19 protein-coding genes and 1 pseudogene are annotated in these 20,454 nt (G+C 71.5%); 19 read left to right on the plus strand and 1 reads right to left on the minus strand.

All coding sequences use genetic code 11. The features are described 5' to 3' along the window. Positions 1 to 28: 28 nt before the first annotated feature. From A6R01_RS03645 to A6R01_RS03730, 18 genes and pseudogenes are all read left to right on the plus strand, one after another. Positions 29 to 919: a hypothetical protein gene (locus A6R01_RS03645; RefSeq protein ID WP_292603675.1), complete on the plus strand. Its 891-nt coding sequence runs from the start codon at positions 29 to 31 to the stop codon at positions 917 to 919. Positions 920 to 1,021: 102 nt separating this feature from the next. Then, positions 1,022 to 2,023: a diiron oxygenase gene (locus A6R01_RS03650; RefSeq protein WP_292603677.1), complete on the plus strand. Its 1,002-nt coding sequence runs from the start codon at positions 1,022 to 1,024 to the stop codon at positions 2,021 to 2,023. A 16-nt stretch (positions 2,024 to 2,039) separates the two neighbouring features. Further along, entirely contained in the window at positions 2,040 to 3,725 is a 1,686-nt protein-coding gene (locus A6R01_RS03655; protein WP_292603679.1) for an FAD-dependent oxidoreductase, read from the plus strand. Between the two features lie 34 nt (positions 3,726 to 3,759). Next, the gene (locus tag A6R01_RS03660) at positions 3,760 to 4,512 is read left to right on the plus strand and encodes a TetR/AcrR family transcriptional regulator (protein WP_292603681.1); all 753 of its coding nucleotides are present in this window, start codon (positions 3,760 to 3,762) and stop codon (positions 4,510 to 4,512) included. Continuing rightward, on the plus strand, positions 4,509 to 5,057 hold the full coding sequence (locus tag A6R01_RS03665; protein WP_292603683.1) for an HIT domain-containing protein: 549 nt from the start codon (positions 4,509 to 4,511) through the stop codon (positions 5,055 to 5,057). The genes A6R01_RS03660 and A6R01_RS03665 overlap by 4 nt, the downstream gene beginning before the upstream one ends. Next, positions 5,045 to 5,827 (plus strand): inositol monophosphatase family protein, encoded by a 783-nt coding sequence (locus A6R01_RS03670; protein ID WP_292603685.1) that lies wholly within the window; start codon positions 5,045 to 5,047, stop codon positions 5,825 to 5,827. The genes A6R01_RS03665 and A6R01_RS03670 overlap by 13 nt, the downstream gene beginning before the upstream one ends. 46 nt (positions 5,828 to 5,873) lie before the next feature. Further along, positions 5,874 to 6,452: a phosphatidylinositol phosphate synthase gene (gene pgsA / locus A6R01_RS03675; protein WP_292603764.1), complete on the plus strand. Its 579-nt coding sequence runs from the start codon at positions 5,874 to 5,876 to the stop codon at positions 6,450 to 6,452. Between the two features lie 191 nt (positions 6,453 to 6,643). Further along, positions 6,644 to 7,411 (plus strand): annotated as a pseudogene (gene pdxS, locus A6R01_RS03680) (pyridoxal 5'-phosphate synthase lyase subunit PdxS); the annotation flags it as partial. A gap of 821 nt (positions 7,412 to 8,232) precedes the next feature. Beyond that, positions 8,233 to 8,844 (plus strand): pyridoxal 5'-phosphate synthase glutaminase subunit PdxT, encoded by a 612-nt coding sequence (gene pdxT / locus A6R01_RS03685; protein ID WP_292603687.1) that lies wholly within the window; start codon positions 8,233 to 8,235, stop codon positions 8,842 to 8,844. Positions 8,845 to 8,859: 15 nt separating this feature from the next. Continuing rightward, positions 8,860 to 9,627 carry a YebC/PmpR family DNA-binding transcriptional regulator gene (locus A6R01_RS03690; RefSeq protein ID WP_292603689.1) on the plus strand — a complete coding sequence of 256 codons (768 nt, stop codon included), beginning with the start codon at positions 8,860 to 8,862 and terminating at the stop codon, positions 9,625 to 9,627. 173 nt (positions 9,628 to 9,800) lie between these two features. Continuing rightward, positions 9,801 to 10,328 carry a crossover junction endodeoxyribonuclease RuvC gene (ruvC, locus tag A6R01_RS03695; RefSeq protein ID WP_292603691.1) on the plus strand — a complete coding sequence of 176 codons (528 nt, stop codon included), beginning with the start codon at positions 9,801 to 9,803 and terminating at the stop codon, positions 10,326 to 10,328. Continuing rightward, complete coding sequence (ruvA, locus tag A6R01_RS03700; RefSeq protein ID WP_292603693.1) at positions 10,325 to 10,933, plus strand: Holliday junction branch migration protein RuvA; 609 nt, start codon at positions 10,325 to 10,327, stop codon at positions 10,931 to 10,933. Before ruvC ends, ruvA begins: the two co-directional genes overlap by 4 nt. Continuing rightward, entirely contained in the window at positions 10,930 to 11,994 is a 1,065-nt protein-coding gene (gene ruvB, locus A6R01_RS03705; protein WP_292603695.1) for a Holliday junction branch migration DNA helicase RuvB, read from the plus strand. The genes ruvA and ruvB overlap by 4 nt, the downstream gene beginning before the upstream one ends. Before the next feature lie 79 nt (positions 11,995 to 12,073). Then, positions 12,074 to 12,370, plus strand: coding sequence for a preprotein translocase subunit YajC (yajC, locus tag A6R01_RS03710; protein ID WP_292603697.1), 297 nt, complete (start codon positions 12,074 to 12,076; stop codon positions 12,368 to 12,370). A gap of 5 nt (positions 12,371 to 12,375) precedes the next feature. Next, entirely contained in the window at positions 12,376 to 14,133 is a 1,758-nt protein-coding gene (secD, locus tag A6R01_RS03715) for a protein translocase subunit SecD (RefSeq protein WP_292603699.1), read from the plus strand. Continuing rightward, entirely contained in the window at positions 14,133 to 15,203 is a 1,071-nt protein-coding gene (gene secF, locus A6R01_RS03720; protein ID WP_292603701.1) for a protein translocase subunit SecF, read from the plus strand. The genes secD and secF overlap by 1 nt, the downstream gene beginning before the upstream one ends. Further along, positions 15,200 to 15,757: an adenine phosphoribosyltransferase gene (locus tag A6R01_RS03725; protein ID WP_292603704.1), complete on the plus strand. Its 558-nt coding sequence runs from the start codon at positions 15,200 to 15,202 to the stop codon at positions 15,755 to 15,757. The genes secF and A6R01_RS03725 overlap by 4 nt, the downstream gene beginning before the upstream one ends. A gap of 305 nt (positions 15,758 to 16,062) precedes the next feature. Beyond that, a complete protein-coding gene (locus A6R01_RS03730) occupies positions 16,063 to 18,297 on the plus strand; it encodes a bifunctional (p)ppGpp synthetase/guanosine-3',5'-bis(diphosphate) 3'-pyrophosphohydrolase (protein ID WP_292603766.1) in 2,235 nt (744 codons plus the stop codon). A 32-nt stretch (positions 18,298 to 18,329) separates the two neighbouring features. On the opposite strand, the gene A6R01_RS03735 is transcribed toward A6R01_RS03730, so the two are convergent. Then, the gene (locus tag A6R01_RS03735; RefSeq protein WP_292603706.1) at positions 18,330 to 19,571 is read right to left on the minus strand and encodes a DUF349 domain-containing protein; all 1,242 of its coding nucleotides are present in this window, start codon (positions 19,569 to 19,571) and stop codon (positions 18,330 to 18,332) included. 142 nt (positions 19,572 to 19,713) lie between these two features. Here A6R01_RS03735 and A6R01_RS03740 point away from each other — a divergent pair, with 142 nt between their 5' ends. Further along, on the plus strand, positions 19,714 to 20,454 hold the full coding sequence (locus A6R01_RS03740; RefSeq protein WP_292603708.1) for an MBL fold metallo-hydrolase: 741 nt from the start codon (positions 19,714 to 19,716) through the stop codon (positions 20,452 to 20,454).

Genomic DNA, 20,454 nt, shown 5'->3' on the forward strand with positions numbered 1-20,454 from the left:
GCCGCCGAGCGCGACGCGGGAGCCGCGGGTGCAGGCGCCCGCGCCCTTCCCGGCGATCGGCGACGGCGTCCTCGAGGGCGAGGTGGGCGCCGACGGCCTGCGCCTGGAGGACGTCGAGGCCATGCGCGACCTCGCCGACGCCGCCGAGCAGCTCGCGGGGGAGCAGCCGACGATCGCGGCCCGCGACGGCTCACCCGTCCTCGGTGGCGACATCTCCTGGCCCCAGTGCCCCAAGGGCATCGGCATCCCGCAGCGACGCACGCTCGGCCTGCCGATGCCCACCCCCGACATGGAGTACGTCGTCGTCGGGCTGACCAACGGGCCCGGTTTCTACCCCAACCCCTGCCTGGCCGACCAGGTCGCGTGGGTGCGGGAGCGGGGCCTGCTGCTGTCGGCGTACGCGGTGCTGAGCTACCCCGACGAGGAGGCGTTGGAGCGCTTCGGGGACGACGGGCCGCACGACGGCGGCTCCGCCCTCGGTGCCCTGCGCAACGTGGGCTACCAGCAGGCGCTCTACAACGTCCGCTCCATGCGTGCGGTCGACCTGGACACGCCCATGGTGTGGCTGGACGTCGAGCCCGTCGCGCTCTTCGAGTGGTCCGGGGACCCGCTCGCGAACGCCGCGATCGTCGAGGGCGCCCGTCGCGGCTACGAGGACGCCGGCTACCGGGTCGGCGTCTACTCCACCCCGTACCTCTGGGAGCAGATCGTCGGCGACCTGGCGCTCGGCGTGCCGGAGTGGCGCGCCGCGGGGGAGACCTCGCGCGCGGAGGCGCTCGAGCGCTGCGGCGCCGACTGGTCGATCCAGGGCGGGGAGCCGGTCATGGGTCAATGGCTGCAGGCGAGCCGGGACCACAACGTCACCTGCCCGGGTGTCTCGCGGGACCTGGGGCGGTGGTTCGCTTCTACCCGCGGGTAACGATAAATGCGACACGCTGTCGCGCGTACCTATTTACACGGACACCGTGTCGCACTAACGTCTCCTCATCGACGACGACGTCTCCCCACGAGGTGATGAGTGATGACCGCGACGCAGATGCCCTCCCCGAGCCACCAGGCCGCTCCGACCCACGAGCCGACCTACGAGCAGCGCCTGCAGACCCTGTCCGAGGCCTCCGTGCACCAGCACTTCGACGCCTTCAAGGACATCGCCTGGGACCACCCGGACTACGCGATCGACCCCCGGGACCGGCGCTGGATCCTGCCCACCGCCGACGTGCTGGGCCGCACCGAGTGGTACCGCTCGCTCCCCGAGGACGAGCAGGTCCGCATCGGCCTCTACCGCCAGGCCAACGTCACCAAGGTCGGCCTGCAGTTCGAGCAGATCCTCATCGCCGGGCTGATGAACTACGCCTTCTCGCTGCCCAACAACAGCGCGGAGTTCCGCTACTCCACGCACGAGGCGACCGAGGAGTGCCACCACACGCAGATGTTCCAGGAGTTCGTGAACCGCTCCGGCCAGGACGTCAAGGGCGGCACCCTGCTGTTCCGGATGCTCGCGCCAGTGTTGCCGCTGTTCGCGAAGTGGGTGCCGTTCGGCTTCTTCTACGGCGTGCTCGCCGGCGAGGAGCCCATCGACCACGTGCAGAAGTCGATCCTGCGCGCCGGCGACGACATGCACCCCCTGCTGCAGCGGATCATGCAGATCCACGTGGCCGAGGAGGCGCGCCACATCGGCTTCGCCCACCAGTACCTCGAGCACAAGGCCCCGCGCCTCAAGCGTGGGGAGCGGTTCGTGCTGAGCCTGCTCGTCCCGGTGATCATGCGGTGGCTGTGCAACGAGATCCTCGTCCCCAGCAAGCGCGCCCAGCGCGACATGGGCATCCCCGAGGACGTCATGAAGCAGGTCTACTGGGACGCCCCGGAGTCCAGGAAGTTCCTGCGCGACCTGTTCGGCGACGTCCGGATGCTCGCCGAGAACACCGGCATGATGAACCCCGTCTCGCGCCGCGTCTGGCGGGCCATGGGCATCGACGGTCGCGCCTCGCGCTTCCGCAGCGAGCCCGCATCCGCGGCCGCCTGAGCAGGAGCGCCCCGCCGTGCCGTACGTCGTCACCCAGTCGTGCTGCTCGGACGCCTCGTGCGTCCTGGCCTGCCCCGTCAACTGCATCCACCCCGCGCCCGGCGACCCCGACTTCGCCACCGCGGAGATGCTCTACATCGACCCCGACGGGTGCGTCGACTGCGGCGCCTGCGCGACCGCCTGCCCGGTGGACGCCATCAAGCCGCACACGCTGCTCAGCCCGGCCGAGGAGCCGTTCCGGGCGCTGAACGCGGAGTACTTCGCGGTCTTCCCACACGCCGACCGCACCCCGGTCGCGGTGGTCCCGCCCCAGCGCCGGCTGCGTGAGCGTCGCCCGGTGCGGGTGGCCGTGGTCGGCGCCGGCCCGGCCGGGCTGTACGCCGCCGACGAGCTGCTCAAGCACCCCGAGCTGCGCGTGGACGTGCTCGACCGGTTGCCGACGCCGCACGGCCTCGTCCGCGCCGGCGTGGCCCCGGACCACCAGCGCACGAAGCAGACCGAGCGGCTCCTTGCGCAGATCGAGGACCAGCCCGGCTTCGGCTACCTGCTGGGTGTCGAGGTCGGCAAGGACCTGTCGCGTGCCGAGCTCGACGAGCGCTACGACGCGGTCATCTGGACCGTAGGGGCGTCGGCGGACAAGCCGCTCCGTGTCCCCGGCGAGGACCTGCCCGGCTCGCTCTCGGCGACCGAGGTCGTCGGCTGGTACAACGGGCACCCCGACCACCAGGACCTCGCCGTGGACCTCGGTCACGAGCGGGTCGTGGTCGTGGGCAACGGCAACGTGGCCCTCGACGTCGCTCGCGTGCTCACGCTGGATCCCGAGCGGCTGCGCGGGACCGACATCGCCGGTCTGCCCTGGGCCCAGCTGGCGCAGAGCCGGGTCCGCGAGGTCGTGGTCCTGGGTCGTCGTGGCCCCGCCCAGGCGGCGTTCACGCTGCCCGAGCTCGTCGGCCTGGTGGCGTTGGCCGAGGAGGGCTTGGTCGACGTCGTCGTCGAGGCCGGTGGTGCGGACCTGCCCGCGGACACCCCGGTGGGCCGCCAGCTCGCCCGCCTGCGCGACCTCACCCCCGACCCGTCCCGGCGTCGCATCGTGCTGCGCTTCCTCACCCAGCCGCTCGCCGTGCTCGGGGAGGACCGCGTGCGCGGCCTCGAGGTCGAGCGCACCACCCTCGAGCCCGGGCCCGACGGCACGCTCCGCGCGGTCGGCACCGGGGAGACCGAGGTGCTCGACTGCGGCCTGGTCCTGCGTGCCGTGGGCTACCACGGTCGCGAGGTCGCCGACCTGCCCTACGACCCGGCCACCGGCACCGTGCCGAGCGACGCAGGGCGGGTCGAGCCCGGCACCTACGTCGCCGGCTGGGTCAAGCGGGGACCGACCGGCTTCATCGGCACCAACAAGTCCTGCGCCCAGGAGACCGTCTCCCGGCTGCTCGACGACCTCGACGCGGGACTGGTCACCCCTCCCGCGCGCGACGCCGACGACCTCGGGGCGCTGCTGGCCAGCCGGGGCGTCACGGTGCTCGACCTCGCCGACTGGCGCGCCCTGGACGCCGAGGAGCGTCGACGCGGCGCCACCAGCGGTCGGGTCCGGGCCAAGATCGTGGACCGCGAGGAGATGCTCCGCGTGGCGGTCGAGGCACGTCGCGAGCGCGTCACCCGATCCCGGTACTCTTCGAGGCCGAAGGCGCGGAGCACGCGCTGACCCGATCCGAGGCGACGTCCGGGAGGAGCCAGGCATGCCGACCAGCCCGGTGCGCTCGGACGGTGGGTCGGCCGCTCGTCAGGGCGGTCGCCAGGACGGACGGCAGGCCCGCTGGGACCGGCACAACCAGGAGCGCCGTCAGCAGATCCTCGACGCGGCGATCGCGGTGGTCGAGGCCCACGAGCCGGGCGCCGAGGTGCACGTCCAGCAGATCGCCGAGCGCGCGGGCCTGAGCCGCACGGTCGTCTACCGGCACTTCTCCGACCGGGCCGACCTCGACCGCGCCGTGCAGACCGCCATCGTCGACGACCTCTCCGGCGAGCTGCTGCCCGCGGTCACGCTCGACGGCACGATCCCGCAGATCATCGAGCGGATCGTGTCCACCTACGTCAGCTGGGCGGTGGCCCACCCGGCCCTGCACCGGCTCGCCGAGCAGGACTCCTCGGCCGACGGCACCGGGCCGCTGCAGCAGGGGATCGAGCGCATCGCCCACCAGGTCGTCGAGCTGATCAGCACCGCCGTCGAGCTCCTCGGCGTCGAGATGAGCCAGGACGAGTCCGACGCGGTCGACCCGCTGGTCTTCGGCCTCGTGGGCGCGGTCTTCTCCGCCGTACGCCGCTGGATGGCCCGGCCCGAGCGCACGCCGTCGGCCCCGGTGCTGGTGTCGCTCGTGACCGACTCGGTCTGGTTCATCCTCGACGGGCACGCCCGTTCGCTGGGGCTCTCCCTGCACCGCGACCAGCCGGTCGAGGAGCTGCTCGCGGCCGCCGCGGGAGGACGGGAGTGAGCGACGCCGACGACCCGCTGCGCCAGGACGGCGTGGGGGAGACCGACCATCTCGACCGGCTGTGGACCCCGCATCGGATGGCCTACATCCGGGGTGAGAACAAGCCGAGCGACGCCACCTCCGGCCAGTGCCCGTTCTGCCGGGTGCCGTCGTTGCCCGACGACGAGGGCCTGGTGGTGCGCCGCGGGGAGCTGGCCTTCGTGCTCCTCAACCTCTACCCCTACGCGCCGGGCCACCTGATGGTCTGTCCCTACCGCCACATCGCCGACTACACCGAGACCACCGACGCGGAGGCCGCGGAGATCGCCGACCTCACCCGCGAGGCGATGCGCACGGTGCGTCACGTGTCGCGCGCCGGCGGGTTCAACCTCGGCATGAACCAGGGCGAGGTGGCCGGCGCCGGTATCGCCGCCCACCTGCACCAGCACGTGGTGCCTCGCTGGCCCGGCGACCAGAACTTCATGCCGATCATCGGGCGCACCAAGACCCTGCCCGAGCTGCTGGGCGACACCCGAGCGCTGCTCGCGGAGCAGTGGCAGGGCTAGCCCCGGGGTCGGCCCGCGACGACGCCGCGCTGGCGGCCTCCGTGGTCGAGCAGGCGGCAACGCTGGCCGCCGCCGAGCGCCGCTCCGGGCTGGCGACCTCCCAGAAGACGTCGGTCTCCGACGTCGTCACCAACGCCGACCACGCGGCCGAGGCCCTGGTCGAGAAGCTCCTGAGCGACGGGCGACCGGACGACGGGCTGCTGGGCGAGGAGGGCGCCTACCGCCCCAGCGCCACCGGCCGCACCTGGGTCGTCGACCCCGTGGACGGCACCTACAACTTCGCGCAGGGCCTGGACTGGTGGTGCTCGGCGCTCGCGCTGGAGGTCGACGGCGCGCCGGTGCTCGGCGCGGTCCGCCACGACGCCTCAGCGACCACGTGGGTCGGGGGCCGCGACGTGCCGCCGACCCGAGGCGGCGAGCCGGTGGCCCCGCTGGTCGACCGGGGCCTGGCGGAGGCCTGCGTGGCGACGTACCTCCACCCGCCGTGGATCGGCACCGACGTCTCCTGTGCCTTCGACCGCTTCGCCTCACGGGCCGCCACGCTGAGGATGATGGGCTCGGGCACCATGGACGCGATGGCCGTCGCGGACGGCCGGGTGCACCTGGTCTGCCAGCACACGGTGCCGCCGTGGGACTGGATGCCCGGTGCCGCGATCATCCGCGCGCTCGGTGGCGAGGTGCGCCACGTCGAGGCGGCCGGACGCACCTGGTACGTCGCCGGGGTGCCCACTGCCGTGGCCGAGACTGTCGACGCGCTCGTCGGCGGCTAGGGTCGTCGCCGTGTTGGACAGGTTCAAGGGCTTCTGGCAGGGCGTGATGCTCGCGCCGTTCGTGCGTCTCTTCATCCGCCTCGGGATCAGCCCCGACGTCGTCACCCTCGTCGGCACCCTCGGCGTCGCCGCCGGCGCGCTGGTCTTCTTCCCCCAGGGCATGCTGCTGACCGGGGTCCTGGTGATCACCGCCTTCGTCTTCAGCGACCTCATCGACGGCCAGATGGCCCGCACCCTGGGCCGTTCCTCGAAGTTCGGCGCGTTCTGGGACTCCACGCTCGACCGGATCGGCGACGGTGCGGTCTTCGGTGGCCTGGTGCTCTTCTTCGCCGGCCCCGGCGACTCCACGCTCTACACCGCGGTCGCCCTCTACTGCCTGGTGATGGGCTCGGTGACGTCCTACGCCCGTGCCCGCGCGGAGTCGCTGGGCATGGACGCCAAGGGCGGGCTCGCCGAGCGCGCGGACCGACTGGTCCTGATCCTGGTCGCGACGGGCCTCGGGGCGATCTTCGACGTGCCGTTCCTGATGTACGCCGCCCTGTGGATCCTGGTCTTCGCCAACACCTACACCGTGGTGTTCCGGGTGCTGAAGGTCCGAGCCCAAGCTACTGAGCCTGCGAAGTAGCGCCGGGCGAGGAGGTTGAGGAGCGTCGGCTCCGGGGAACGCAGCGAGACGGAGCGACGCGTCTCGAAACCTGGTCGTCAGGCCCTCGCGCTGGATGCCGAGGCAGCCACGGGCGACTCGCCGGCCGCCTAGGACTCGTCCTAGCCGGTCCGGAGTCGGCCGCGACAGGTGGCATCCGTAGAATCGGAATCATGGCCGACACGTCTGAGAACACCGTTCAGTCCACGCCGGGCATCGGCACCACCCGCGTCAAGCGCGGCATGGCCGAGATGCTCAAGGGCGGCGTGATCATGGACGTGGTCACCCCCGAGCAGGCGAAGATCGCCGAGGACGCCGGCGCAGTCGCCGTGATGGCCCTCGAGCGCGTCCCGGCCGACATCCGCGCCCAGGGCGGCGTGTCCCGGATGAGCGACCCGGACATGATCGACGGGATCATCGAGGCCGTCTCGATCCCGGTCATGGCCAAGGCGCGCATCGGTCACTTCATGGAGGCCCAGGTCCTGCAGAGCCTCGGGGTCGACTACATCGACGAGTCCGAGGTGCTGACCCCGGCCGACTACACCAACCACATCGACAAGTGGACCTTCACCGTCCCCTTCGTCTGCGGTGCCACCAACCTCGGCGAGGCCCTGCGCCGCATCACCGAGGGTGCGGCGATGATCCGCTCCAAGGGCGAGGCCGGCACCGGTGACGTCTCCAATGCCGTCACCCACATGCGCACCATCAAGGGCGAGATCCGCCGGCTCTCCTCGCTGAGCGAGGACGAGCTCTACGTCGCGGCCAAGGAGCTGCAGGCCCCCTACGACCTCGTCAAGGAGGTCGCCACCACCGGTGCCCTCCCCGTCGTGCTGTTCACCGCCGGCGGCATCGCCACCCCGGCCGACGCGGCGATGATGATGCAGCTCGGCGCCGACGGCGTCTTCGTGGGCTCGGGCATCTTCAAGTCGGGCAACCCCGCTCCCGGGCTGTGCGACGACCTAGCGCAGCTCGGGACAGTCCAACCGCTCCCGGTCGGCGGCCGACAACGCGTCGTAGTCGCCGACCAGGTCGGTGACGGTGCCGTCGACCGGGTCGAGGTAGGCCCGGAAGTCGTACTGGTCCGCAGCCCAGTAGACCTGCGGCTCGCCGCCGTCGGAGACGGTGTACTCACCCGACGGCTCACCCATGGCCGCCACGACGTCGACGCGGCTCGCGCCGAGCTCGAGGTCGCACCAGGCCCCGACCCACTGCGCGGAGTCGGGGCTCGACGGTGTACGACGCTCCTCGGACAGCACCCGCCAGGCGGCACGCTGCAGCTCCAGCTCCACCGTGACGGCGCTGGCGGGGAAGGTGACCGCGAGCGTCGCCTTCTCCCCGGTCAGCCGGGTGGTCTCGACGTCGACGGGGGAGTACTCCCGCAGCGGGTCCTCCCACAGCAGCGCCTCGAAGCCCACGCACGGGTCGCCGAGCTCGGCGCGATCGGCGAGGATCGCTTCGTACCGCAGTGCGATGGTGCGCTCGGGGTGCTGGATCCGGCATGCGGTGGCCGCGTCCCGGGCCTCCAGGGCACCCAGCCACGCGAGGTACGCCGCCGTCGGCTCGTCCGGGGCTGATGCCGTGTCCGCGGTCGGCGTGCCGCCCGCCACGGTCGGGGAGACCGAGGCCAGTGGACGCGGGTCCGCGGGACGTGACTCCTCGTCGGCGCACGCCGCCAGGGCGAGCACGGGCGCCAACGCCAGGAGCGGGGGAGCGAGCAGGGCCGCCGGTCCACGGGTCACGGGCCCCAGCCTAGGGTGGAAACGTGACCTCACCGACCGTCGGCGTGCTGGCCCTGCAAGGCGACGTGCGCGAGCACCTGGCCGCCCTCGAGCGGCTCGGCGTGACCACCACGCGGGTGCGCCGACCCGAGGAGGTCGACTCCGTCGATGCGCTCGTGGTCCCCGGTGGTGAGTCCACGACGATGGCCAAGCTGGCGCGCACCTTCGGCGTGCTCGACCCGCTGCGCAAGCGCATCGAGGCCGGGCTGCCGGTGCTCGGGACCTGCGCGGGGATGATCATGCTCGCCGACCGTGTCCTCGACGGGGCGGTCGGCCAGGAGACGCTGGGCGGCATCGACATGACGGTCCGCCGAAACGCCTTCGGCCGGCAGGTCGACTCCTTCGAGGGTCCGGTCGAGCTGGAGGGCCTGGACTCGCCGGTGCACGGCGTCTTCATCCGTGCGCCGTGGGTGGAGTCGGTGGGCGACGGGGTCGAGGTGCTGGCCCGGGTCGACCACGAGGGTGCGCCGGGTGCGGCCGCCGGTAGGATCGTCGCGGTCCGTCAGGGCCCCCTGATGGCCACCTCGTTCCACCCCGAGGTGGGCGAGGACTCCCGGGTGCACGGCTTGTTCGTGGACCTGGTCCGAGGAAGCTGAGGCAGAGAGAAGAGCATGTCCGGGCACTCCAAGTGGGCGACCACGAAGCACAAGAAGGCCGCGATCGACGCCAAGCGCGGCAAGCTGTTCGCGAAGCTGATCAAGAACATCGAGATCGCCGCGAAGATGGGTGGCCCGGACCCATCCGGCAACCCGACGCTCTACGACGCCATCCAGAAGGCCAAGAAGCAGTCGGTCCCCAACAAGAACATCGACTCCGCGGTCAAGCGCGGCGGCGGCCTCGAGGGCGGCGGCGTCGACTACGAGACGATCATGTACGAGGTCTACGGCCCCCAGGGCGTGGCCCTGCTCGTCGAGTGCCTCACCGACAACCGCAACCGCGCCGCGATGGAGGTCCGCACCGCGGTCACGCGCAACGGCGGCACCATGGCCGACCCCGGCTCGGTCTCGCGCCTGTTCGAGCGCAAGGGCGTCGTGGTCGTCCCCAAGTCGCAGGAGTCGCGCGAGGTCAGCGAGGACGACGTCCTCGAGGCGACCCTCGACGCCGGCGCCGAGGAGGTCAAGGACCACGGTGACAGCCTCGAGGTCCAGTCCGAGGCCACCGACGTGGTCGCGGTGCGCACCTCGCTGCAGGACGCCGGGATCGACTACGACTCCGCCGAGGTCCAGTTCGTCGCGACCCTCGACATCCCGGTGGCTGAGCCGGATGTCGCCGCGAAGGTCTTCAAGCTCGTCGACGCGGTCGACGACCTCGACGACGTGCAGAACGTCTTCGTCAACGCCGACATCCCCGACGAGGTCATGGAGGCGGCGGATCTCTGACCCGGCGTAGCCGGGGCGGAGATCATCGGTGGTCGAGCGAGCCGTCACCGCCTGAGCCTGCGAAGGCGGTGAACCGGCGTGTCGAGACCCGGTGACGTACCCACCGACCGTTAGCGTGAGTCGAAGCGAACACACGTTCGATCGCACGACGACCTGACGAGGGAGGTACGCCGGTGCGCGTGCTCGGCATCGACCCCGGGCTCACCCGCTGCGGGATGGGCGTGGTCGAGGGCTCGGTCGGTCGTCCGCTGACCCTGGTCGACGTCAACGTCATCCGCACCAGCTCCACGCTGCCGGTCGCCGAGCGGCTGGTGAGCATCGAGAAGGGCGTCGATGCCTGGATCGAGGAGCACCGCCCCGACGCCGTGGCCGTCGAGCGGGTCTTCGCCCGCTCCGACGTCAGCACCGTCATGGGCACCGCCCAGGCCAGCGGCATCGCCATGGTGTGCGCCGCCCGCCGGGGGCTGCCCATCGCCCTGCACACCCCCAGCGAGGTCAAGGCGGCGGTGTCCGGCAGCGGACGCGCCACCAAGCAGCAGGTGGGGGCGATGGTGACCCGCATCCTGCGCCTCGACGCCGCACCCAAGCCGGCCGACGCCGCCGACGCGCTGGCGCTGGCCATCACCCACATCTGGCGCGGCGGCGCCCAGGCCCGCCTGGAGCAGGCCCTGGCCCGCAGCCGAGGAGGTCTCTGCCCGTGATCGCGTTCGTCCGCGGCCCCGTCGCCGCCGTCACCCTCTCCAGCGCCGTGCTGGAGGTGGGCGGTGTCGGGCTGGAGCTGATGTGCACCCCCGGCACCCTGGCCACGCTGTCGCCGAAGGTCGGCACCGGTCAGACCGCGACCCTGCCCACCTCGATGGTGGTGCGCGAGGACTCCCTGACACTGTTCGGGTTCCTCGACGAGGACGAGAAGACCTGCTTCGAGCTGCTGCAGACCGCGAGCGGCGTCGGCCCCAAGCTCGCGCAGGCGATGCTGGCGGTGCTCAGCCCCGACGACCTGCGTGCGGCCGTCTCCGGCGAGGACGTCAAGACCCTGACCCGCGTGCCCGGCATCGGCCAGAAGGGAGCCCAGCGGATCATCCTCGAGCTCAAGGACCGGCTGGGAGCCCCCGTCGGGTCCCGCGCCGTGGCCGCGCCCCGGGTCGAGGAGCCCTGGCGCGACCAGGTCCGCCAGGGCCTGCAGGGCCTGGGCTGGTCGGCCAAGGACGCCGACCGCGCCGTCGACGAGGTCGCGCCGGGCCCGGGGGAGACCCCCGACGTCGCGGCGCTGCTGCGCGCGGCCCTCCGAGCCCTGTCCAAGGCGTGAGCCCCGTGCACGACGACCACCTGCTGGCCCCGGAGGCACTCGGCGACGAGCGCGCGGTCGAGGCTGCGCTGCGGCCCCGCACCCTCGAGGAGGTCGTGGGCCAGCACCGGGTGCGCGACCAGCTCGGCCTGGTGCTGGAGGCCGCGCGCCTGCGCGAGCGCGCTCCGGACCACGTGCTGCTCTCGGGACCGCCGGGTCTGGGCAAGACCACCTTGGCGATGATCATCGCCCACGAGATGGGTGCACCGCTGCGGCTGACCAGTGGTCCGGCCATCACCCACGCCGGCGACCTCGCGGCGATCCTCTCGGGCATGAACGAGGGCGACGTCCTCTTCATCGACGAGATCCACCGGATGTCGCGGCCGGCGGAGGAGATGCTCTACATGGCGATGGAGGACTTCCGCGTCGACGTCGTCATCGGCAAGGGGCCGGGCGCCACCGCGATCCCGCTGGAGATCCCGCCCTTCACGCTGGTGGGCGCCACCACCCGCGCCGGCCTGCTGCCCGGCCCCCTGCGCGACCGGTTCGGGTTCACCGCGCAGCTGGAGTTCTACGACGCGGCCGACCTCGACCTGATCGTGCACCGCTCCGCCCGGCTGCTGGAGGTCACGCTGACGCCCGAGGGCGCCGCCGAGATCGCGTCCCGCTCGCGCGGCACGCCGCGCATCGCCAACCGGCTGCTGCGCCGGGTGCGCGACTACGCCCAGGTCCGCGCGGACGGCGTGGTGACCCACGAGGTCGCCGAGCGGGCCCTGGACCTCTACGAGGTCGACCCGCTGGGCCTGGACCGCCTCGACCGGGGCGTCCTCGACGCGCTGTGCCGCCGGTTCGGGGGCGGGCCGGTCGGCATCTCCACCCTCGCGGTGGCCGTCGGCGAGGAGCGCGAGACCGTGGAGGAGGTGGCCGAGCCGTTCCTGGTGCGCCTGGGCTTCCTGGCCCGGACCCCGCGTGGCCGCATCGCGACGCCGGCGGCCTGGGCCCACCTGGGCCTGCGGGCTCCCGAGGGTGCTGTCGGCGACACGGGGCTCGGCAGCGACCCCGGGCTGTTCGACGTGGACTAGGTCACGGCTACACTGCGTCGGCGGTCGTCCCCGGGCGTCCGCATGCCCACCATCGCCCTCGTCGGAGAGGTACGTCGTCGTGCAGGACCTCGCGGCAATCCTGCCGTTCCTTGCCATCGCAGTGCTGTTCTGGTTCCTGGCCATCCGCCCCCAGCAGCGGCGGGCGCGGGAACTCCAGGCCATGCAGCAGGCGTTGAGCGTCGGTGACGACGTGATGCTGACCTCGGGCGTCTACGGGACGCTCACCGAGATCGACGAGGAGACGATCCGTGTCGAGATCGCGCCGGGTGTGACCATCAAGGTCGCGCGCGGGGCGGTCGGTCGACGGGTCGACGAGCCAGGGGAGGGGCAGACGCCCGCCCCGGAGGAGAACTGACGCAGATGGCACGCAAGACCGCCCGACCGGGCCGCACCCTCGTGGTGTTCTTCCTGGTCATGGCGATCGCCTACGGCCTGGTCGCACTGGCCGGCACCTGGAAGCCCACCCTCGGCCTGGACCTCCAGGGCGGCACCAGCATCACGCTGCGCGCCGAGGGAGACCCCGGTGAGGAGGCGCTCGACCAGGCCCGTCAGATCATCGACGACCGCGTCAACGGCTCCGGTGTCGCCGAGGCCGAGGTGACCACCCAGGGTGGCAACGAGATCGTCGTGGAGATCCCCGGCGAGAACGCCCGCAACCTGATCGAGACCGTGCAGCGCACCGCGCAGCTGCGGTTCCGCCTGGTCGCGTGCTCCACCGTCGACGGCCGCTGCGCGACCACCACCGGCCTGCCCGAGGGCATCCAGATCGACCCCTCGACGACGCTCCCGCAGGACGAGGGTCAGGACGGGGGCCAGGACGGGGATGAGAGCCAGGGCCGCAACAACCGGGCTGCGCTCGGTGCCTGGGCGCGGCTCTCCGACACCCAGGGAGACGGCGCCGACGGCTCAGACGGCTCCGGTGGCCAGGGCGACGAGAACAGCAACGGCAACCGCAACCGCAACGGCAACGGCCAGCAGTCGCCGTCCGACGCCTGCGTCGCCGCCGCGGCCGACGACGAGACGACCGCCGAGCCGTTGTCCTGGATCGACAACCCCACGACCGCCTGCGTGGACGCGTTCAGCCAGTTCCAGGCCAGCGGCGGCTGCCAGCAGGGCGCCGCGCCGGTCATGGGTGACGACCCGGCCGCGCCGCTGATCACCTGCGACGAGGACGGCATCGCCTACCTGCTGTCCCCGGCGATGATCGAGGGCACGCAGCTCGACGACGCCGGTGCCGCGATCCCGCAGCAGCAGGTCAACTACGTGGTGACGCTGTCCTTCGACGGTGAGGGCACCGAGGTCTTCGCCGACATCTCCAACGCGCTGGTCGGCACCGAGAAGCAGTTCGCGATCGTGCTGGACGGCCAGGTGCTCTCGGCCCCCACGATGGAGGGACGCATCCTCGACGGCAACGCCCAGATCAGCGGTGACTTCAACGAGACCACCGCCAACAGCCTCGCCACCAGCCTGCGCTACGGCTCGCTGCCGATCGCCTTCGAGGACCAGCCGCTGGTCGAGACCATCGGTCCCTCGCTCGCCGGCGACCAGCTCAGCGCCGGTCTGACCGCCGGCGGCATCGGCCTGGCCATCGTCATGCTCTACTGCCTGCTCTACTACCGCGGCCTGGGCACGGTGGTGGTCGCCTCGCTGTTCGTGGCGGCGGGCATCACCTACGCCATGGTGCTGCTGCTCAGCGAGACCGCGAACTTCACCCTCACGCTGCCTGGCATCGCCGGGATCATCGTGGCCGTCGGCATCACCGCGGACTCCTTCATCGTCTACTTCGAGCGCATCCGTGACGAGATGCGCATCGGCAAGTCGATGAAGGTCGCGGTCGAGGCCGGCTGGAAGCGCGCCCGCAACACCTGCCTGGCCGCCGACGCGGTCTCGCTGCTCGCGGCGGTGGTGCTCTACATCTTCGCCGCCGGCGTGGTGAAGGGCTTCGCGTTCGCGCTCGGCCTGACCACGATCATCGACCTCGTGGTGTTCTTCTGGTTCACCCACCCGATGGTCTCGTGGCTGGCCAAGTACCGCTTCTTCAACAAGGGGCACCGCCTGTCGGGCCTGAGCCCCGAGACGCTCGGTGTCGCGCGCACCGCCACCGGAGGGAACGCCTGATGGGCCGGTTCGCACAGCTCGGCAACGACCTGCACAGCGGTCGGCGCGGGATCGACTTCGTCGCCCGTCGCCTGGTCCTGTACGCCGTCTCGGTCGTGCTCATCGCCATCGCCGTGTTCGGGCTGTCCTACAAGGGCCTCAACCTCGGCATCGAGTTCACCGGTGGCACGCAGTACCGCGTCCCGGTGGCCGCGGCCACCCAGGACGACGCCGACGCCCTGCGCCAGGCGGTCCTCGACTCCGGCGTCGAGGGGGCCAGCAACCCGATCGTGAGCACCGCCGGTGACGACGCGGTCCAGATCCAGGTCGAGCCGCTGAGCCTGGAGGAAGCCGCGATCGTCACCGAGGCGATCGTCGCGACGGCGGGCGTCAGCGCCGACGACCTCTCCCAGGAGGACATCGGGGCCTCGTGGGGACGTCAGATCGCCGAGCGCGCGCTGGTCGGTCTCGCCGTCTTCATCGTCCTGGTCGTCCTGTTCATCTGGGCCTACTTCCGCGAGTGGAAGATGTCGGTAGCCGCCCTGGTCGCCCTGGCCCACGACGTCATCATCACTGTCGGCATCTATGCCTTCACCGGCTTCGAGGTCACCCCGGCCACCGTCACCGGGATCCTGACGATCCTCGCGTTCTCGCTCTACGACACCGTCGTCGTCTTCGACAAGGTCCGTGAGAACACCGAGGCGATGCGCGAGTCGCGCAAGAGCTACCGGCAGGCCGCCAACCTCGCGGTCAACCAGACCCTGGTGCGCTCGGTGAACACCTCGCTGGTGGCGCTGCTGCCGGTCGGCGCGATCCTCTACGTCGGAGCCGTCCAGCTCGGCGGGTCCTCGCTGCAGGACCTGGCGCTGGCGCTGTTCGTCGGCATGGCGGCCGGCACCTACTCCTCGGTCTGCATCGCCACCCCGCTGCTGGTGGACCTGAAGAACACCGAGGACGAGGTCAAGCTGGCCGAGAAGCGGGCCAAGGCCCGCCAGCGTGCCGCGGCCGACCCCTACGCCTCGGTGCCGAACTTCGCCGACGACATGCCCATCCACAACGACCCGGGCGTCGAACCGCCGTCGTCACGATGAGCACGGGGTCGCTCGAGGCGGCGCGCGAGGCCCTCGCCCGGCTCGTCCTCGACATCCCCGACCACCCGGAGCCGGGGGTGGTGTTCAAGGACATCACCCCCGTCCTGTCCGACCCCGCGGGTCTGGCGGCGGTCGTAGCCGGCCTGACCACGGCCGGCCTCGACGAGTCCGGCTCGTCCCGCGTCGACGCCGTCGTCGGGATGGAGGCACGCGGCTTCATCCTCGCCCCGCCGGTGGCGCTCGCCCTGGGGGCCGGTTTCGTGCCCGTCCGCAAGGCAGGCAAGCTGCCGCGCGAGACCCACGCGGTCTCCTACGACCTGGAGTACGGCTCGGCCACCCTGGAGGTGCACCGTGACGCGGTCCGGCCCGGCGACCGGGTGCTCCTGGTCGACGACGTGCTGGCGACCGGCGGCACAGCCCGCGCGACGGCCGAGCTCGTGCAGGCCTGCGGAGCGGTGGTCGTGGGGGTCGCCGTGCTCATGGACCTCGCCTTCCTGCCCTGGCGCGCCGCGTTGGGGGACGTCGAGGTCACGAGTCTGCTGACCGTCGAGTGACGGCCACCGCCCGACACTAGTGCCGCGTCCCAGAAGTTCTTGGGCGCTTCGCGCCCCCCATGGCACGCACCTCGCTGCGTTGCCGACGCTTGCGAGAGGAACGGCTATGGCGGCGCGCCGGCGCCTGGCGATGCACGCACCCTGAGGACGCCAACCGTTCAACAACTTCCGAGACGCGACACTAGACTGACCAGATGAGCGAGGAGCGCACCGCACCGTCCGGACCGCGGGTCCCGCCGCGCCGGCCCGACCGGGCCGTCTCCGCCGAGCGCAGCGGCGAGTCCACCTCGCCGTCCGCGCGGTCGATGCGCGCCCGACTCGCTCGGATGGGCACCAAGACCCAGACCCACAACCCGGTGCTGGAGCCGCTCTTCAGGGCCGTGCGCGCCAATCACCCCAAGGCGGACCTGGCGCTCCTCGAGCGCGCCTACGCCACCGCCGAGGAGCTGCACGCCACGCAGCTGCGCAAGAGCGGCGACCCCTACATCACCCACCCGCTCGCCGTGACGACGATCCTGGCGGGGATCGGCATGACCGAGCCGGTGCTGGTGGCGGCCCTGCTGCACGACACGGTCGAGGACACGCCCTACACCCTCGAGCAGCTCACCGCCGACTTCGGCGAGGAGGTCGCCCAGCTCGTCGACGGGGTGACGAAGCTCGACAAGGTCGTCTACGGCGACTCGGCGCAGGCCGAGACCATCCGCAAGATGATCGTGGCGATGTCGCGCGACATCCGGGTCCTGGTCATCAAGCTGGCCGACCGGCTCCACAACATGCGCACGCTGCGGTTCGTCCCGCAGAAGAGCCAGGAGCGCACCGCGCGGGAGACCCTCGACATCTACGCGCCGCTGGCCCACCGGCTCGGCATGAACACCATCAAGTGGGAGCTGGAGGACCTTGCGTTCGCCACCCTGCACCCCAAGATCTACGACGAGATCGTGCGGATGGTCGCCGAGCGCGCCCCTTCGCGCGACCAGTTCATGGCCGAGGTCATCAGCCAGGTCGAGAACGACCTGCGCGAGGCCCGCATCAAGGCCAAGGTCACGGGGCGACCCAAGCACTACTACTCGATCTACCAGAAGATGATCCTGGGCGGTCGCGAGTTCTCCGACATCTACGACCTGGTCGGCATCCGGGTCCTCGTCGACGACGACCGTGACTGCTACGCGGTGCTCGGCGTCCTGCACTCGCGCTGGAACCCGGTGCTGGGGCGTTTCAAGGACTACGTCGCGATGCCGAAGTTCAACATGTACCAGTCGCTGCACACCACCGTGATCGGGCCGCAGGGCAAGGCCGTGGAGATGCAGATCCGGACCTTCGCGATGCACCGCCGCGCCGAGTACGGCGTCGCCGCGCACTGGAAGTACAAGGAGGACGGCCGCAACGGCGTCGACACCGAGAAGCGCGCCGACGCCGGCTCGGGTGACATGAGCTGGGTCCGGCAGCTGCTGGACTGGCAGAACGAGGTCGAGGACCCGGGGGAGTTCCTGGAGTCGCTGCGCTTCGAGATCAACCGCGCGGAGACCTACGTCTTCACACCGCGCGGCGACGTGATCGCACTGCCCTCGGGATCGACGCCGGTCGACTTCGCCTACGCCGTCCACACCGAGGTCGGTCACCGCACCATCGGCGCCCGCGTCAACGGTCGACTGGTGCCACTGGAGTCCACCCTCGACAACGGCGACGTGGTGGAGGTCTTCACCTCCAAGTCGCCGACGGCCGCGCCCTCGCAGGACTGGTTGGGCTTCGTGAAGTCCAACCGTGCCCGCTCCAAGATCCGGCAGTGGTTCACCAAGGAGCGGCGCGAGGAGTCGATCGAGCAGGGCAAGGAGCAGATCGCCAAGCTCATGCGCAAGGAGGGCCTGCCCCTCAAGCGCCTGCTCACCCACGACTCGCTGAACCTCGTGGCCGAGCACTTCAAGCTCGGCGACGTCTCCTCGCTCTACGCCGCGGTCGGCGAGAACAACCTCTCCGCCCAGGCGGTCGTCAAGCAGGTCATCGACCTGCACGGCGGCACCGGCGGGGCCGAGGAGGACCTCGCCGAGGCGGTCACCATCACCGGTCGCCGGTCGCGGCGCAGCGCCTCGCACGGCGACGCCGGCGTCGTGGTCAAGGGCGCCTCGGACCTGTGGGTCAAGCTCGCCAAGTGCTGCACCCCGGTGCCGCCCGACCCGATCCTCGGCTTCGTGACCAAGGGCGGGGGAGTCTCGGTGCACCGCCGTGACTGCACCAACGCCGGCGACCTCGAGGCACGCCCCGAGAAGCTGCTCGAGGTGGAGTGGGCGCCCACGGAGTCCTCGACCTTCCTGGTCAACATCCAGGTCGAGGCGCTGGACCGCGCGCGGTTGCTCTCCGACATCACGATGGCGCTCTCGGACGCGCACGTGAACATCCTGTCGGCGAACCTGCAGACCTCCCGCGACCGGGTGGCCAAGAGCAGGTTCACCTTCGAGATGGCCGAGGCCAAGCACCTCGACAACGTCATCAAGGCCGTGCGCAACGTGCCCGGCGTCTTCGACGCCTACCGCGTCACGGGGTAGGCCGCTCCTCGCACCTCGACCAGCGGGGCGAGCTACGAGAAGTCCGCCGAGGCGCGCTTGGCCATGTCGAGGAAGGCCTGGCGCGAGGCGAGGTTCTCCTCGAGCTCCTTGACCTTGTTCTCGTTCCCCGACGCCTTGGCCTTCTCCAGGTCCGCGGAGACCTTGTCGATCGCGGCCTGCAGCTGGCTGACCATGTCGTCGGCGCGGGCGGACTTCTCCGGGTCCGAGCGGCGCCACTGCTCCTGCTCGAGGTCGCGGATGACGTTCTCGACCTTGCGGATGCGGCCCTCGAGCTCCTTCATCCGCGAGCGCGGTACCTTGCCGGCGGCGTCCCACCGGTCCGCGATGTCGCGGAAGGTGCGCTTGGCGGCCTCGAGGTCCGAGCCGTCGCCCTCCAGGGCGGGCAGCAGCGCCTCGGCCTCGACGAGCAGCGCCTCCTTGACCTCGGCGTTGGCGGCGAACTCCTCGTCGAGCTTGGCGTTCTCGGCGTCCCGGGCGCCGAAGAAGGCGTCCTGGGCGCCGCGGAACCGCTTCCAGAGTGCGTCGTCGACGTCCTTGGGCGCCGGGCCGGCGGCCTTCCACTGCTTCATCAGGTCGCGGTAGCGGCCGGCGGTGGGCCCCCACTCGGTGGAGTCGGCGAGCGCCTCGGCCTCCTTGACCAGGCGCTCCTTGACGGCGCGGGCCCCCTCGCGCTGCTCGTTGACCTCGGCGAAGTGCGCCTTGCGGCGACGGGTGTAGGTGGTGCGGGCGGTGGAGAAGCGGCGCCAGAGGGCGTCGTCACCGGCGCGGTCGATGCGCGGGATCTTCTTCCACTGGTCCAGGAGGTCGCGCAGGCGGTTCGCGCCGCCGCGCCAGTCGGTGCCCTCGGCGATCTTCTCCGCCTCGGCGACGACCTTCTCCTTGGCAGCCTTGGCCTCGGCCTGCTTCGCGGCCTTCTCGGCCTTGCGTGCCTCACGCTGCGTGGCGATGACGGGGCCGAGCGCGTCGAGGCGCCCGGTCAGCGACACCAGGTCCCCGACGGCGTTGGCGCCGTCGACCTGGGCGGCGACCTTCTTCACCGACTCCGCGGCCTCCTCGGGGCTCATGACCCCGGAGTTGATGCGCTTCTCGAGCAGCTCGACCTCGAAGGCCAGTGCGGCGTACCGCTCGGTGTAGAAGGCGAGTGCCTCCTCGGGCGTGCCCTCGGGGTACTGCCCCACGGAACGTTCGCCGTCGGCGGTCCTCACGTACACGGTCCCGTCGCTGTCGACCCGGCCCCACTCGTGGCTCGTCACGGCTCGTCCCTGGTGTTCGGTGCCCTCGCGGGGGCAATGTGGTCAGCGGCACAGCGCGGCCCTGGGCCGCAGCAGGCACCCATGCTAGTCATGCGGAGTATCTCGGTTCGGCCCTGCCCGTCCGGATCGCTAGGGTTGCCGGGTGTTGATCGCCGGCTTCCCCGCAGGTCCCTGGGGCACCAACTGCTACGTCGTGGCCACCGGCCCCGGGCAGGAGTGCGTGGTCGTCGACCCCGGGAAGGACGCCGCCTCCGGCGTCGCCGAGGTCGTCCGCGAGCACCGGCTCAAGCCGGTCTCGGTCTTGGTGACCCACGGACACCTCGACCACATGTGGTGCGTCACGCCCGTCGCGGGCGCCTACGACGCCACCGCCTGGATTCACCCCGAGGACCGTCACCTGCTGGCCGACCCGTTGGCCGGCATCTCCACCGACATGCGACGGATGCTGCCCCAGCTGCTCGGCAGCCAGGACGCTGCGTGGACCGAGCCCGACGACGTCAAGGAGCTCGGTGACGGTGCCACCCTCGAGCTGGCGGGCGTGGAGTTCCTCGTCGACCACACCCCGGGCCACTCCCGTGGATCGGTCACCTTCCGCACGCCGTACGCCGACAGCGCCGACGTCTCCGAGGTGATGTTCTCCGGCGACCTCCTCTTCGCGGGATCGATCGGTCGCACGGACCTGCCTGGGGGAGACCACCCGACGATGCTCCGCTCGTTGGCCACCAAGGTGCTGCCGCTGGCCGACGACGTCGTGGTGCTGCCCGGTCACGGCGAGCAGACCTCGATCGGCCGCGAGCGTGCGACCAACCCCTACCTGCTCGACCTCGCCGACGAGCCGGGCCCGGGTGGCGCCGGCACCGACCCCGTGACGCGGGGGCTCTGA

It is taken from the genome of Nocardioides sp. REDSEA-S30_B4 (genome assembly GCF_001627265.1).
Classification (GTDB): domain Bacteria; phylum Actinomycetota; class Actinomycetes; order Propionibacteriales; family Nocardioidaceae; genus Nocardioides.

Excerpts from the sequence above, each read along its gene's own strand:
- A6R01_RS03725 (WP_292603704.1), top strand. The coding sequence starts at position 15,200 with ATGAGCACGGGGTCGCTCGAGGCGGCGCGCGAGGCCCTCGCCCGGCTC.
- pgsA (WP_292603764.1), top strand. The coding sequence starts at position 5,874 with ATGCTCGCGCCGTTCGTGCGTCTCTTCATCCGCCTCGGGATCAGCCCC.
- A6R01_RS03650 (WP_292603677.1), top strand. The coding sequence starts at position 1,022 with ATGACCGCGACGCAGATGCCCTCCCCGAGCCACCAGGCCGCTCCGACC.
- A6R01_RS03660 (WP_292603681.1), top strand. The coding sequence starts at position 3,760 with ATGCCGACCAGCCCGGTGCGCTCGGACGGTGGGTCGGCCGCTCGTCAG.
- secF (WP_292603701.1), top strand. The coding sequence starts at position 14,133 with ATGGGCCGGTTCGCACAGCTCGGCAACGACCTGCACAGCGGTCGGCGC.
- secD (WP_292603699.1), top strand. The coding sequence starts at position 12,376 with ATGGCACGCAAGACCGCCCGACCGGGCCGCACCCTCGTGGTGTTCTTC.
- A6R01_RS03690 (WP_292603689.1), top strand. The coding sequence starts at position 8,860 with ATGTCCGGGCACTCCAAGTGGGCGACCACGAAGCACAAGAAGGCCGCG.
- A6R01_RS03730 (WP_292603766.1), top strand. The coding sequence starts at position 16,063 with ATGCGCGCCCGACTCGCTCGGATGGGCACCAAGACCCAGACCCACAAC.